Origin of the sequence: Streptomyces sp. NRRL F-5135 (assembly GCF_000719775.1) — a bacterium.
Taxonomy (GTDB): domain Bacteria; phylum Actinomycetota; class Actinomycetes; order Streptomycetales; family Streptomycetaceae; genus Streptomyces; species Streptomyces hebeiensis.
Genome location: NZ_JOHR01000006.1, coordinates 170,426 through 184,130 on the forward strand (window position 1 = coordinate 170,426; position 13,705 = coordinate 184,130).

The 13,705-nt window shown below is 72.4% G+C and carries 12 protein-coding genes; 3 read left to right on the forward strand and 9 right to left on the reverse strand.

The window, feature by feature from the left end; all coding sequences use genetic code 11:
- Positions 1–27: 27 nt before the first annotated feature.
- Positions 28–1,356 (forward strand): enolase C-terminal domain-like protein, encoded by a 1,329-nt coding sequence (locus IG02_RS0111350; RefSeq protein ID WP_030744990.1) that lies wholly within the window; start codon positions 28–30, stop codon positions 1,354–1,356.
- Between the two features lie 120 nt (positions 1,357–1,476).
- Here IG02_RS0111350 and IG02_RS0111355 read toward each other — a convergent pair whose 3' ends face one another.
- From IG02_RS0111355 to IG02_RS0111365, 3 genes are read right to left on the reverse strand one after another with little or no spacing between them, the layout of a single operon-like run.
- Positions 1,477–2,724: an acyltransferase family protein gene (locus tag IG02_RS0111355; RefSeq protein ID WP_051764855.1), complete on the reverse strand. Its 1,248-nt coding sequence runs from the start codon at positions 2,722–2,724 to the stop codon at positions 1,477–1,479.
- Positions 2,721–3,407: an HAD family hydrolase gene (locus IG02_RS0111360; RefSeq protein ID WP_037802742.1), complete on the reverse strand. Its 687-nt coding sequence runs from the start codon at positions 3,405–3,407 to the stop codon at positions 2,721–2,723. Before IG02_RS0111360 ends, IG02_RS0111355 begins: the two co-directional genes overlap by 4 nt.
- Before the next feature lies 1 nt (position 3,408).
- Positions 3,409–4,332 (reverse strand): pseudouridine-5'-phosphate glycosidase, encoded by a 924-nt coding sequence (locus IG02_RS0111365; RefSeq protein ID WP_030744996.1) that lies wholly within the window; start codon positions 4,330–4,332, stop codon positions 3,409–3,411.
- Between the two features lie 235 nt (positions 4,333–4,567).
- Between IG02_RS0111365 and IG02_RS0111370 the strand changes: the two genes are divergently transcribed.
- On the forward strand, positions 4,568–6,115 hold the full coding sequence (locus tag IG02_RS0111370) for a hypothetical protein (protein WP_051764856.1): 1,548 nt from the start codon (positions 4,568–4,570) through the stop codon (positions 6,113–6,115).
- A gap of 87 nt (positions 6,116–6,202) precedes the next feature.
- Here IG02_RS0111370 and IG02_RS0111375 read toward each other — a convergent pair whose 3' ends face one another.
- Together IG02_RS0111375 and IG02_RS0111380 are read right to left on the reverse strand one after the other, a co-directional pair.
- Positions 6,203–6,451 (reverse strand): response regulator transcription factor, encoded by a 249-nt coding sequence (locus IG02_RS0111375; RefSeq protein ID WP_030745000.1) that lies wholly within the window; start codon positions 6,449–6,451, stop codon positions 6,203–6,205.
- Positions 6,452–6,565: 114 nt separating this feature from the next.
- Positions 6,566–7,843 carry a multidrug effflux MFS transporter gene (locus tag IG02_RS0111380; protein ID WP_051764858.1) on the reverse strand — a complete coding sequence of 426 codons (1,278 nt, stop codon included), beginning with the start codon at positions 7,841–7,843 and terminating at the stop codon, positions 6,566–6,568.
- A gap of 84 nt (positions 7,844–7,927) precedes the next feature.
- Here IG02_RS0111380 and IG02_RS0111385 point away from each other — a divergent pair, with 84 nt between their 5' ends.
- Positions 7,928–8,404, forward strand: coding sequence for a MarR family winged helix-turn-helix transcriptional regulator (locus tag IG02_RS0111385; RefSeq protein WP_051764859.1), 477 nt, complete (start codon positions 7,928–7,930; stop codon positions 8,402–8,404).
- Positions 8,405–8,485: 81 nt separating this feature from the next.
- Here the strand turns inward: IG02_RS0111385 and asnB are convergent, their stop codons facing one another.
- The 4 genes from asnB to IG02_RS36240 form a co-directional block, all read right to left on the reverse strand.
- A complete protein-coding gene (gene asnB, locus IG02_RS0111390) occupies positions 8,486–10,345 on the reverse strand; it encodes an asparagine synthase (glutamine-hydrolyzing) (RefSeq protein WP_030745005.1) in 1,860 nt (619 codons plus the stop codon).
- Positions 10,346–10,426: 81 nt separating this feature from the next.
- The gene (locus IG02_RS0111395; protein WP_030745007.1) at positions 10,427–12,118 is read right to left on the reverse strand and encodes a carboxylesterase family protein; all 1,692 of its coding nucleotides are present in this window, start codon (positions 12,116–12,118) and stop codon (positions 10,427–10,429) included.
- A 245-nt stretch (positions 12,119–12,363) separates the two neighbouring features.
- Positions 12,364–13,305: a grixazone synthase gene (griF, locus tag IG02_RS0111400; RefSeq protein ID WP_030745009.1), complete on the reverse strand. Its 942-nt coding sequence runs from the start codon at positions 13,303–13,305 to the stop codon at positions 12,364–12,366.
- Positions 13,302–13,670 carry a tyrosinase family oxidase copper chaperone gene (locus tag IG02_RS36240; RefSeq protein ID WP_037802743.1) on the reverse strand — a complete coding sequence of 123 codons (369 nt, stop codon included), beginning with the start codon at positions 13,668–13,670 and terminating at the stop codon, positions 13,302–13,304. Before IG02_RS36240 ends, griF begins: the two co-directional genes overlap by 4 nt.
- Positions 13,671–13,705 lie beyond the last annotated feature (35 nt).

The window sequence follows — 13,705 nt, forward strand, 5'->3', positions numbered from 1 at the left end:
CGACACGGACCAAGGACGTCTCGAGCCATGAGCCAGCCGACCATCACCGCGTTCTCCGTCTATCCGGTCGCCGGCCGGGACTGCATGGAGCTGAACCTCTCCGGCGCGCACGGCCCCTACTTCACCCGCAATGTGGTCGTCCTGACGGACTCCGAGGGCCGTACGGGCCTGGGTGAGGTACCGGGCGGGGAGAAGATCACGCAGACCCTGCGCGACGCCGAGCCCCTGGTCGTCGGGGCGAGCGTGGGCGACTACAAGCGCGTCCTGCGCGAGATCGGGGGCCGGTTCGCCGACCGCGACACGGGCGGACGCGGCGCGCAGACCTTCGACCTGCGGACCACCGTCCACGCCGTCACCGCGGTCGAGTCGGCGCTGCTCGACCTGCTGGGCCAGCACCTCGGCGTGCCGGTGGCGGCGCTCCTGGGCGACGGTCAGCAACGCGAGTCCGTCCGGGTGCTGGGGTACCTGTTCTACGTGGGCGACCCCGGCCGCACCGACCTGGAGTACGCCCGCGAGCCGGAGTCGGACGTGGAGTGGTACCGGATCAGGCACGAGGAGGCGCTCACCCCCGAGGCGATCGTCCGCCAGGCCGAGGCCACCTACGACCTGTACGGCTTCCGCGACTTCAAGCTCAAGGGCGGTGTCCTGGAGGGCCGTGAGGAGGTGCGGGCGGTGCGGGCGCTCAAGGAGCGCTTCCCGGAGGCCCGGATCACACTCGACCCGAACGGCGCCTGGTCGCTGCGCGAGGCCGTCGAGCTGTGCCGGCCGCTGGTCGGCACGCTCGCCTACGCCGAGGACCCGTGCGGGGCGGAGGCGGGCTACTCCGGCCGCGAGATCCTGGCGGAGTTCCGCCGCGCCACCGGCCTGCCCACGGCGACCAACATGATCGCGACCGACTGGCGGCAGCTGACCCACGCGCTGGCCCTGCAGTCGGTGTCGATCCCGCTGGCGGACCCGCACTTCTGGACCATGCAAGGCTCGGTACGGGTGGCGCAGTTGTGCGAGGCGATGGGCCTGACCTGGGGATGCCACTCCAACAACCACTTCGACATCTCGCTGGCCATGGTGACCCACTGCGGGGCCGCCGCCCCCGGGGAGTACAACGCCCTGGACACGCACTGGATCTGGCAGGAGGGCCTGGAACGGCTCACCACCGCCCCGCCGCGGATCGTCGACGGCCGGATCGCGGTTCCCGACGCGCCCGGGCTCGGGGTACGGCTCGACATGGACCGGCTCCTGGCGGCGCATGAGCTCTACCGGGAGAAGGCCCTGGGCGCCCGGGACGACGCGGTGGGGATGCGGTACCTGATCCCCGACTGGACCTTCGACGGCAAACGGCCCTGTCTCGTACGCTGAACCGGCGCCGGAGCCGGGGGCGGGGCAGGGCCCCGGGCCGGGCGGCGGGCGTACGGCGGCCCCGTGTCACACGGCGACGCGCACACGGCGCGCACCGCGGCACACGGGGCCGCCGTACGGTCAACCGCCCGCCCGCGCCGTGGACTTCGAACCGCCCGTGAAACGCGGTCCGTCCGCACCACCCCGCGGGCGCCGGACGCTCCAGTGACGCATCGAGGGCCGTTCCACACCGATGTGCAGCAGCCAGGCGAGCAGCAGCGTCACGGCGAAGCAGCCGGTGATGACGAGGAAAGCCGTCGGTGTGTCCCAGGAGTTCTCGACACCGAGCCACTTGCGCACCGACAGGAGCACGATCAGGTGCACCATGTAGAAGGCGAAGGAGATCTCCCCCAGCCACACCATCACCCGGCTGCGCAGCAGGCGCGACCTGCCGCCCAGATCCGCCAGCGCGCCCGCCGCGACCACCAGGACCACCGGGACGATGGTCACGGCGGACTGCGCGAAGACCTGCGGAAGTCGCAGGGCCAGCGCGTAGGCGAGCACGAGCAGCGCGGTGGCCGGGAGGAGCCGGATGCCGGGCCACCGGCCCAGGATGACCAGGCGGGCCGCGAGAATGCCCAGGACGAACTCCATCAGCCGCAGCGGGGGCAGCGTGTAGCTGAACCAGAACTGGTACTCCATGGAGACGTACAGATGGGCGATCGTGGCGACCGCGAACATTCCGGCGACCATGCCCGCCGCCCACCACCACAGCCGCCGTGCGTCAATGCGCTGGATCATCGGCAGCAGCAGCGGGAACAGCAGGTAGAACAGCGCTTCGCACGAGATGGACCAACTGGGCGAGTTGGCGGCGAAGATGACGGCCGGGTCCGGGATCCAGGACTGGACGAGGAACACGCCCGGCAGATCATCGCCGACGGCGAACGCGCCGCCGGTGAGGAACACCAGCCCTGCCGCGTACGTCACCACGTGCAACGGGTAGATCTTGAAGAACCTGCGCCGCCAGAACGCGGTGACGGTGTCGGTGGACCGCGCCGACCAGGTCAGCACGAAACCGCTGAGGACGAAGAAGAACGAGACACCGGTGAAGCCGGCGAAGTGGAAGACGGAGTTGTACGCGTCCCGCACCCCGGCGTCCTCGAACTGGTGCAGCATGTCGATGCCGTGCGGGGTGTGCACGGGCAACATGGTCAGATGGAAGAGGAACACGGCGAACGCCGCTATGAAGCGCATGCCCGTGAGCGTGGGGAGCGCCTGCCTCTTGGTGGCCGGCGTCGCCGCGGCCGCGCGGCCCGCCGGCGTCGTACCGACCGCGCCCCGGGCGGCCGTCGCACCCGTGGTGCCCGCCGTGCCCGTCACCTCCGTCATGACACTCTGCCCGCGGACACGGCGGCGACGACGTCGTCGAAGGAGTCGGCCACGACGTAGGCGCCGGCCTCGGTCAGTTCCCGGACGCTGCCCACCCCGTAGGAGACCCCCACGGCCGCCATACCGGCGGCCCTCGCCATCTCCACGTCGCCGGTCGCGTCCCCGACGACCACACATCCGCCGGCCGGCACGCCCAGCTTCCGCGCGACGTGCAGGGCCATGTCCGGGGCGGGCTTGCCCCGCTCGACCGAGTCATGGCCGGCGACCACGGTGAACCGTGCCTCGATGCCCGTGGCCCCGAGGGTCCGCACGGCCGCCTCGTACGTCTTGGAGGTGGCGATGGCGAGCGGGTGCCCGGAGTCGGCGAGTTTGGCCAGGCCCTCGGCGACGCCGGGGTAGAGCATGCGCTCCCGCCGCTCCTGAAGGTGCTCGGCGAAACCGCGCCGGTACTCCGCCATGGCCCGCTCCACCTCGGCGTGATCGGGCGCCCGACCGAGCAGGTGGGCGAAGTTGCGGTCCAGCGGCTTGCCCACGGTGGCGCGCACGGCGGCCTCGTCCGGGGTGCGGCCCATTCCGGCCAGGACCTTCATGGTGATGGCCACGATGGCGCCGGGGGTGTCGGCGAGCGTTCCGTCGAGGTCGAAGACGACCCCCTGGTACGGGCCGTGGACGCGGTTCGTCATCTCAGACCTCCTCGTCGCGGACGGCGCTGAACGCGACCGCGAACTCGCCCGCGACCCGGGCGGTGGACAGCAGGACGGCGCGGGTCGCGGCGGCGCTGCGGCCCGCGGTGACCTCGGTGAGCGCGCGCATCAGGAACGGGCTGATGGCGTTGCCCCGCACACCGGCCCGGTCGGCCTCGTCCAGCGCGGCCTGGATGGCCGCCTCGATCTCGGCGCCGTCCAGGGCGTCGCGCTCGTCTATGGGGGCGGTCAGCAGAACCGTGCGGTCCCCGTTGACCTCCCAGTGCAGCCGAGTGGTGCGGGCCGCGAGACGCAGGTCGTCCACGCGGTTGACCGGCACGTCGGACTCGCGGACGTAGAAGGCGGGAAGCCGGTCGGTCCCGTAACCGAGGACCGGCACGCCCGCGGTCTCCAGGTATTCGGCGGTCAGCCCGAGGTCGAGGATGGACTTGGCGCCGGCGCACACCACGGCGATCCTGGTCCGGGTGAACTGGAGCAGGTCGGCGGAGACGTCGAAGGTCTCCTGGGCGCGCCGGTGCACGCCTCCGATGCCCGCGGTGGAGAAGACGGGGATCCCGGCGCGGGCCGCCGGCACCACCGTCCCGGCGACGGTGGTGGCGCCGAGGCCGCCACGCGCCAGCACGGGCCCCAGATCGCGGGCGCTGACCTTCGGGATGCCCTTGGAGCTCGCGAACCGGTCGACCAGGCCGGCGTCCATGCCGACGACGAAGCGCCCGTCCACGATGCCGATCGTGGCGGGCACCGCACCGGCGTCGCGCACGGCCTTCTCGATCTCCAGGCCGAGTTCGGTGTTGGCCGGGTAGGCGGGTCCGTTCACGATGAGCGAGGACTCCAGCGCCACCACGGGACGCTGTTCCTGGAGGGCGGCACGTACCTCTTCGCTGATGACGAGAAGCGGGTCCATGAACAGGCTGCCTTTCGGGGGAACGTCGGGGAACGCGCACATCCTGGGCCCGGCTGGCGACCGCCCGCATCACGTCTTTCCGGTATTCCGGCGGAGATCGCGCGGACACGTGATGCCACGCCGTGGCAACCGGTCCACAGTGAGCCCCCCCGGGGCGTCTCGCGAGAGTCCCGCCCGACCGGCGACGCCTGGCTCGCACGCCCTCGTCGCACACCGATGACTGGAGGATCTCCCGATGAGCATCGACAACCGCCTGAGCCGCCGCGGTGCCGTGGGGCTGCTCACCGGCGCCGCGGCGTCGGCGGGGTTCGTGGCGGCGCCCGCCGCGGGCGCGCGCACCGCCGCCGCGGGGGGCCCGGCCCCGTCCGACCTGCGTTTCGAGATCACCCACCGGTTTCGGCCGGTGCGTCTGATCCCGCCGCGGCTGGTGGCCTACGACACCGAATCGGCGGGCGGGCGCGCGGCGCTGGCGCGGGTGAACACGGGGGCCGCGGTACGGACCGACGAGGGCCCGGTGGCACCGTGGGCCTCGGTCGTCCTCGACGTCCGGGAGCTGGCGGCACGCGGCTCGGTGACGGCGGGGCTGGCCGCCGCCGACGGCGACGGCGTCCGGGCCCGCTACGACGCGGCCGGTGTGGTGTCGGTGGAGCTGGTGCGATCCGGCGTCGTGCGGACGGTGACCTCGGCCGAGGTGCGGCTCGCGGCGCCGTTCCGGTTCGCTTTCGTGGTGACGGCCAACGCGGTCGGTGTGTTCAGCGAGGGCGGCGGCCACCACACCGGCACCGCCTTCCCGTGGCAGCCGCTGCTGACCGACCAGGGGAAGCTGGCGGACCTCCAGGACCTGCACCGGCCCGCGCAGCTGAACCGGCTGCGCTACGCCTTCGGCGCCGACGGGGCGCGGCTCGCCAGGGCCCAGGCGGGTCCGTTCGGCCAGCTCGGCCTGCGGGACGTCTCACTCGTCCGCAACGCGGACGGCACCCCGTACGTGCGCGAGGGGCTGCTCCACTTCACGGCCACGTCGTCCGGTGTGGGCTACGCGCACCAGGCGCACACGGGTGTCTGGCGGCTGGACCCGGAGCACCCCGAGCGCATGGAGCAGGTGGGGTCGCACTTCTTCTCGTACGAGAACCTGCTGGTGGGGAACCACGGCGGACAGCTGGTGCGGGACGCCGACCGGGACCGGTTCATCGCGCTGGCCTGCGGGGGCAATCTGCCCACCCCGGGCGTGACGGTCCGTCATGGCACCGGCGGGGACGAACTGCTGCACGGCGTACGGCTGATCAAGGCACGGCGGCTGGAACTGCCCTTCGCCAACGCCGCCTGGGACCCGGCGCTGCGGCTCATCGACGGGCGCTGGCACTACGCGTACGCGAACGTGACGGACTTCCAGCCGTCCTTGAGATTCCGTCCGGTGCTGGCCGCCGCGGCTGCCGGTGGTGACTACGACGAGCGGATCAAGGTGCTGCACCGGGACACCTCCTGGCCAAACAACCACGAGGGCTGCCGGCTCCAGCGGTTCGGTGACCGGTGGTACCTGCTCACCAGCGACGCGGAGTCACGGCAGTACCTGGTTCACGACATGGCCATGCGGCCGCGCAGACCGCTGGACGCCCCCTATCCCCTGGGCACGCCGTTCCCGGAGGTCTTCCCGCTGGCGGGGCCGGGCGGCACGGAGAAGTGGCTGATGGTGACGTCCGACGAGCGGGCGTACGAGGAGGCCTCGTCGCATCCGCTGCTCGGGTACGGCGTCCACGGGGACGTCATCGTGATGCGGGCCGTCTGACGGCGGACGCCCGGCCAGGACGCGAGCGGGCCGCGCACCCCGTGGCGCACACGGGGCGCACGGCCCGGCGGGGCCCGCCGTCCGCGGTCATCCGTCCGTCGTGTCGTGCTGGAGCGCGTGCCGGACGAGCTGTACCCGGCTGCGGACGGAGAGCTTGGCGTAGATGCGACGCAGATGCGTGTCCACGGTGTGCGGCGAGACGACGAGGCGCTCCGCCACCGCCCGGTTGCTCAGGCCCGTGACGACCAGGCGCGCGACGCGCAGCTCCGCCCGGGTGAGGCTGTGCCAGCCGGACGCCGGCCGCTGGTGGCCCACTGAGGTATTCACTGTCGACATGTCGTCCCTTCCACCCTTTCCTCGCAAACCCGCTGCTGCCCCGCGATCCTCACGCAGCCCATGGACGCCGGTCAAAGGCGGTGGATCCACCTCGTCAGGTGGCCCGGAAGTGTGTCAGGTCGTCGCGGAGGCCGGTGTCCCCAGCCCGTCCGGGGACGGCCCGCCGCGCGTCGGTGCCGGGCTGTCGCGCGTCAGCAGCAGTGCGAGGACGGCGACGAGGGAGCAGCCGGCCATGCCGATGAAGAGGGGCACGGCGGTCTCCTCGCCACCCAGCCCGACGAGCGGCGCGAGCACCGCGCCGAGGACGCTCTGCAGGGTGCCGAGCACGGCGGAGCCGGTACCGGCCGCGTGCGGAACACGTTCGATGGCGAGGGCCGTCGCGGTGCCGAAGGTCTGGCCGAGCCCGAGGAAGCAGACGCCGATGAGGCCGAGCGCGAGGACCCGGTTGAGGCCGCCGGCCAGGGTGATCACCAGTGCGGTGGTCGTGGTGGCCAGCATCGTGAACAGGCCGACGCGCAGCAGCAGTCCGGGGGCGTAGTGGCCGACCAGCCTGGTGTTGGCGGTGCTGGAGAGGGTGGCGGTCAGCGCACCCGCGGAGAAGGCGAGGGACGCCTCGCCGACGCTGAAACCGAGGACGTTCTGGAGCAGGAACGCCGAGCCGGCGATGTAGCAGAAGAGCGCGCCGCAGCCGAAGCCGAAGGCCAGGGTGTAGCCGACGTACACGCGGTCGGTGAGGACGGAACGGGCCGCGTCCAGGGTGGCCCGCGCGCCGCCCACGCGCCTGCGTTCCCTGGGAAGGCTCTCGGGCACGAAGAACAGCGCCGCGAGGAACATCAGGAGCGAGGCGCCCGCGAGGACCCAGAACACACCGCGCCAGCCTCCCGCGCCGCTGACCACCGCGCCGCCGGCCAACGGGGCCACGATCGGGGCCACCCCGCCCAGGGCCATCAGCACGCCGAACAGCTTGGCCGCGACCGCTCCTTCGGCCACGTCCGAGATCACGGCACGTCCGACGACAATGCCCGCGCCGCCGCTGAACCCCATGACGAAGCGCAGCGCGATCAGGACGCCGAGGTTGGGGGCGAGGGCGCAGAGCGCGGTGGCCGCGGCGCACACCGCGGTGCCGAGCAGGATCGGCGCGCGGCGTCCGTACCGGTCGGAGATCGGTCCGAGCACCAACTGACCGGCCGCCATGCCGAACAGGAAGGAGGTGAGCGTGAGCTGGACGCCGGACGCGTCCGTCCCCAGCTCCTCGGCCATCCGGGGAAACGCCGGCAGGTACATGTCCGTGGCCAGCGGCATGACGAAGGACAGCAGGGCGAGAGTCGCGGTGAGCACCGCGGCCGGCGACTGTGGAGCGCTCCGCCCCGAGTCGGCGGACAGTGTGGACATCACAGGCTCCTGACAGAGAGGAAACGGAGAGGAAGAGCAATTTCAATATAGCTATATACCTATAACTATGGCTACCATCGACGCATGGACGCAAGTGATTCCGTGGGAGACGGTGCGCTTCTCCGGGAGGCGAGAGAGCTGACCCCGGCCCTCTACGCGCTCGGCCGGGTGCTGCGGCTACGGGGTGCGGAGGAGGCCGGACTGACCCCGCTGCCGCCGTCCGACCTCGATGTGCTCCGCCATGTGCTGGACACCCCGGGAGTCGGTGTCGGGGCCGTCGCCCAGGCCCTTGGCCTGCACGGCAGCAATGTCAGTACCACGGTGCGCGGTCTGGTCGCCCGAGGCCTGATCCGCCGTGAGCCCGATCCGCACGACCGGCGCGCCGTCCGGCTCCATCCGACCATGGGCGCGGTCCAGGGCATGGCCAAGATCGAGGAAGCCTGGTCGGAGATCTTCGCGGACGCGCTCGCGACGCTTCCGGAGGACGACCGGGCCGCGCTCTTCGCCGCCGTACCGGCCCTGAGCTCGCTCGCCTCCTCGCTCAGGGCCCGGCGCGGGTAGGACGACGCGCGGGCGGTCTCCGGCCCGGGAGCGGGCCGGAGACGGCCGGCCCCGGACCGGGCCGGCCCCGGACGGCACGGCTCAGAGTTCCACCCGGACGTCGTTGCGGCGCACCCAGCTGTTGAACTCCACCAGACGTTCCAGCACCGCCCGGGCGCTCCAGGGACCGCCCATCGCGTAGGCGCCCGCCGGCTCGTCCAGCAGCCGGGTGATCTCCTCGCGGGAGGCCAGCCGCAGCACGGGCGCGTCGTCGGCGGCCATGGCGGCCTCGACGCGTTCGCGCACCGCCCGCTCGTAGCCGGCGTCCTGGGTGGAGGGGTAGGGGTTCTTCTTCCGGTCGAGCACCGAGTCGGGCAGCACTCCGCGCATGGCCGCCCGGAGCAGGCTCTTCTCCCGGCCGTCGAAACTCTTCATCTCCCACGGCGTGTTGTAGACGTACTCGACCAGCCGGTGGTCGGTGAACGGCACCCGCACCTCCAGCGCGGCCGCCATGGAGATGCGGTCCTTGCGGTCCAGGAGGAAGTTCTCCCAGCGGGTCAGGTTCAGGTACGTCAGCTCCCGCATGCGCTCCCGCGTCCCGCTCTCCCCGGGCAGCCGGGGCACCTCCTCCAGTGCCTCGGCGTAGCGCCGCTTGACGTAGTCACCGAGTCCGAGCCGCTGCCACAGGCCGATCGTGCGCAGGGCGCCCATCCCGCCGGCCTTCTCGAAGGGATGGTGCCAGGGGAAGGTGTCCCCCTCCACGGCCTCGCGGTCGTGGAACCAGGTGTATCCGCCGAACAGTTCGTCGGCGGCCTCGCCGGAGAGAGCGACCGTCATCCGCTCCTTGAGCGCCCGGCACAGCACCAGGAGCGAGTACTCCATGTCGCCGGTGGACACCGGCAGGTCCTGCGCGCGCAGGACGGCGTCGCGCACCTCCTGGTCGAGCACGTCGGCGTTGTCGAGTTCGACGATCACGTGCTCGGCGCCGACGTGCGCGGCCACCTCGACCGCGAACGGCGTGTCCGGGTCGGCCCATTGCACGTTGGACCGGAAGCGTTCCCCGTGCCCCTTGAAGTCCACCGAGAAGGCCAGCACGGAGGTGTCCCCGTCGCCGTCACCCTTCTTCAGCGCACGCGCCGCCAGCGCGGTGACGGCGCTGGAGTCGAGCCCGCCGGAGAGCAGCGTGCCGACCGTGACGTCGGCGACCAGCTGGCCGGCCACGATCTCCTCGAGCAGCGAACGGACCCGGGCCACCGTCGTGTCCAGGTCGTCGGTGTGCTCGCGGGCGGTGAGCCGCCAGTAGCGCGTCTCCTGGGAGCCCGAGCGTGAGAAACGCAGCAGCGTGCCCGGGCGTACCTCACGCATCCCCCGGAAGACCGCGTGACCCGGGGTCTTGACGATGCCGAATATCTCCCGCAGCCCCTCGGCGTCGACGACGGCCTCGGTGTCGGGATGGGCGAGCACGGCCTTCGGCTCGGAGCCGAAGATCACACCGTCCGGGGTCGGCCAGTAGTACAGGGGCTTCACGCCCATGCGGTCCCGGACCAGGAGCAGTTCCTCGCTGCGCGGGTCCCAGACGGCGAGCGCGTAGATGCCGGTGAGCCGCTCGGCGAAGGCGGCGCCCCACTCCAGGTACGCGTGCAGGACCACCTCGGTGTCGGACTCCGTGCGGAACTCGTGGCCGAGCCCGCGCAGTTCCGCCCGCAGCTCGCGGTAGTTGTACGTCTCGCCCGTGTAGGTGATCACCGGGGCGTCCGGCGCCTCGGAGGCCCGCATGGGCTGCTTGCCGCCCGCCACGTCGATGACGGACAGGCGGCGGTGGGCGATGAGGGCGTGCGCGGACGTCCACACGCCTCCGGCGTCCGGCCCGCGGCACTCCAGGGTGGCGTTCATCTCGGCCACGACGGACGCGCGGGTGGTCAGGTCATGCTCGAAACTCAGCCATCCGGCCAGGCCGCACATGGCGGGTCCCCTCTCGTCGGTGTTCCTGTCGCTCTCGGTGGTGTGCGATCGGTCCCGGCCGGCCGCCGGGACGGGGAACGGTCACAGGCGCGGCCCCCAGCCGGCCTCGTCCCAGAAGCGCAGCTGGCGTTGTTTGGGGACGTCCGCGATCCGGGCGACCTCGCGCCCTCCGAGGATCAGCGCGCTCGGCCGGCCGGGGGAGAACACGGGCCAGGCCGGCACCCCCGCGGCCTGGGGGACCCCGGTCCTGGCGAAGGAGGACACGAGGTCGACGAAGGCGTCCGACACCTCGCGCTCCAGCGGCCCGTCCCCGTAGACCGGGGCCTCCCCGGGCAGCCGGTGGGTGCCGAAGAGGAAGCGTGACGTCGCCTCGTGCGGGGTGCCGAAGTGCGGCGGGTACACCGGGTGGGCGAAGTCCATCACGTACACCGGGGAGGTGCCGGTACGGGCGTGGCGCTCGGCGAAGCGGAGGACCGGGCGGCGGAAGAGCCCGTCGCCCCAGATCTCGGTCCACAGCGACAGTGGGTCGGCCGGCAGCCCCTCCGCGGCCGCCGCGCTCCGGTAGTCGGCGAGACATCGTCCGGTCAGCGAGTCGGAGACGTCCCGGGCGCCCTTGAGCAGGACGGCGCGCACGGCGGCGCGCAGACTCGCCTCGTCGGTGGGCGCGGGGGACGGCGAGGGCGAGCCGGGTCCGGTGAAGAAGGACCCTTCGGTGCGGGCGTGCACGGAGAGCACCGGCACCCGGGGCGTGGGGCGTTCGTGGTCGTACGCGGGCACCCACCGGCCGTCGACGACCGGCCCCTGGTACTCCCGCCCGGTGCCCAGCGGCCGGCGCTCGGGCGGTCCGGAGAACAGTTCCTCCCAGGCGTCCTTGACGGCGGCGGCGTCCGCCCGGCGCAGGCCGGGGACGGTGGTGCCGAGCCGGTGCGCGATCCGGTCGTACGCCTCGGTGGCGTCCGACGCGGTCAGCCCGACGGCGGGGGCCCAGGCGTGCGCGGCGCTGATCGGCACGATGCGCCGGACGACGGACCGCAGGGAGGGCAGCAGGGACAGCTGCCAGGCGCTCGATCCGCCGGCCGAGGTACCGCAGACGGTGATGTTGTCCGGGTCCCCGCCGAAGGCGGCGGCGTTGGCCCGCACCCAGTGCAGCAGGGCCGCCTGGTCCTGGAGCCCCCAGTTGGCACTGTGGCCGGTCACCGGATCGGCCAGCGCCTCGTGCAGGCCCCAGCCGAAGCCGCCCAGCCGGTAGTTGAAGGTCACGACCACCAGGTCGCCACGATCGGCGAGTCGCTCCCCGTCGTACAGGGGGTGACTGCCCGCCCCGACGAACCAGCCGCCCCCGTGGATGTAGACGACGACGGGCCGGGCGCCGCGCAGGCCGGGCGTCCAGACATTGGCGTAGAGCGAGTCCTCGCTGCTGCCGGGCATCACCGACTGGTAGGAGGGCGGCGCGAACCGGGTGGCGTCCCGGACCCCTGTCCACGGACGGGGTGGGCGAGGTGAGGCGAAGCGCAGCTCTCCCACGGGCGGTGCGGCGTAGGGCACACCGCGGAAGACGAGTGTCCGGCCGGCCGTCGCGCCGGCCACCCCGCCCGCGGTGGTACGGGCGACGGGCGCGGAACCGGTCCCGGCGGCGGAGGGCGGCACGGCGGTGGACCGGGCGGACCGGCTCCGGGACGCGGCGGCCGCCGGGGCCCCGGCGGCCGCGACGGCGAGGGCGGCGCCCGCCCCCGCGAGCACCGACCTGCGGCCGGGGAGCGCGTCGGCGGCCATCACGCCTCCCCGGGACCGTGGCCCCGCGCGGCGGTGGTCCGCCGGGGCCCGGTGGACGAACGGTGGTGAACTACGGCATGCGTCATGGACAGGAGCCTGCACAGGCGGAAAGAACGCGGCAACGCGCCACCGATCACTTCGTCAGGTGGTGGTGCCGGGCAGCGCAGAGGTGGCCGCGGGCATGCCGGAACGGCCGCACGGGCATGGGGTGTCCGTGCGGCCGCCGGTGTCCTCGCGAGGACCCCTTATGCGTCGTAGCGGTAGAAACGCGTGTGGTCCAGGAGGTCCGCGGGTGTCATGGTGTGCCAGGGGCCCAATGGGGTGTGCAGCCCGGGTACGTCCGCGGTGTCCTCCTCCGGGAGGTAGTGCGGCACGTCGGGATGCCTGCTCTGCCACGTGGCCCAGATCTTGTCGATGAAACAGTGGTGCAGGAAGAAGACCGGGTCGTTGGGCGAGCCGATGTACACCATGTGGCCGCCGACCCAGGAATGCCCGGCGCCGTGCAGCTTGCCGAAGTTGGCCTCCCAGTCGAACTTGGCATAGCCCTCCAGGTGGTTGCGGAAGCTGTTGTACGGAGGCTCGTGGCCGCTGGTGTAGCTCCACGGCGGACAGTCGTAGACCGGCAGCGCCAGGGTGTCCTCGAGTTCCGCGGCCGTGGGCAGCGGGGCGAGCGTGCCGAAGTCACGGACCAGGAAGTCGCGGTCGTCCTGGGTGTAGTGGCCGTTGAGCGAGGGATGTTCGTCACCGACCGGCACCACGCTGACGTTGAGCCGCCAGCCGTTGCTCCGGGCGAAGGGGCCCGTCGTCACACGGCCGTCACCCGGCCGTCCGTTGCCCCCCATGAAGGTGTCGGCCCACAGCGGTGAGTTCTCGTCCTGGTCGGTCGTCCAGTCCCAGTACGGCAGGGTGACCCGCGGGTCGACCTTCCTGAGCTCCCGTTCGAAGGTCAGGATGTACTGCCGGTGCCAGGGCAGCAGTCCGGGGTTGATGTGTCCCAGCCGCTTGCCGGTGTCCTTGTCCAGGTAGTCGGTGGAGTTCACCCTGATGTGCAGGTCCACCAGCCGGTCGTACACCCCTCGCCGCTTGATCTCCAGCACGGCGGCCACGAACCGGCGCTTCTCCTCCGCGGTCATGGCCAGGTGGTTCTTGCGCACATAGGTCCTGCCGGTCTGCTCGGCGGTGCTCATGCGGAGTGCCCCCCGCCGTGGCCGAGCGGCAGCAACTGGGCGCCGCGCAGTTCCTGGACGGCGCGGCGCGCGGCCTGGAGCGGGGTGGTGGCGAGTTCGTAGTGGCACATCGCGCTGACGTAGGCGTCCTCGCCCAGCCGCATCAGGTGCAGTTCGCGGCCGTCGATGGTGACGACCGGCGTTCCCGCCCGGTCGGTCACCTCGATGGCACGGCCCTGGTAGGTCTCGCTGTGGACGGCCGGGGCGGCGGAAGCGCCGGACGCGGTACCGGTGTCCCCGCCCGTGCCGCGGTACCCCGCGATGCCGGGTATGGCGAGGCCGGTGCCGACGACCGCGGCGCCGATGAGCGCCTCACGTCTCTTCATCTGGGTTCCTCTCTTCGGAAGTGTGCCGGAAAGCG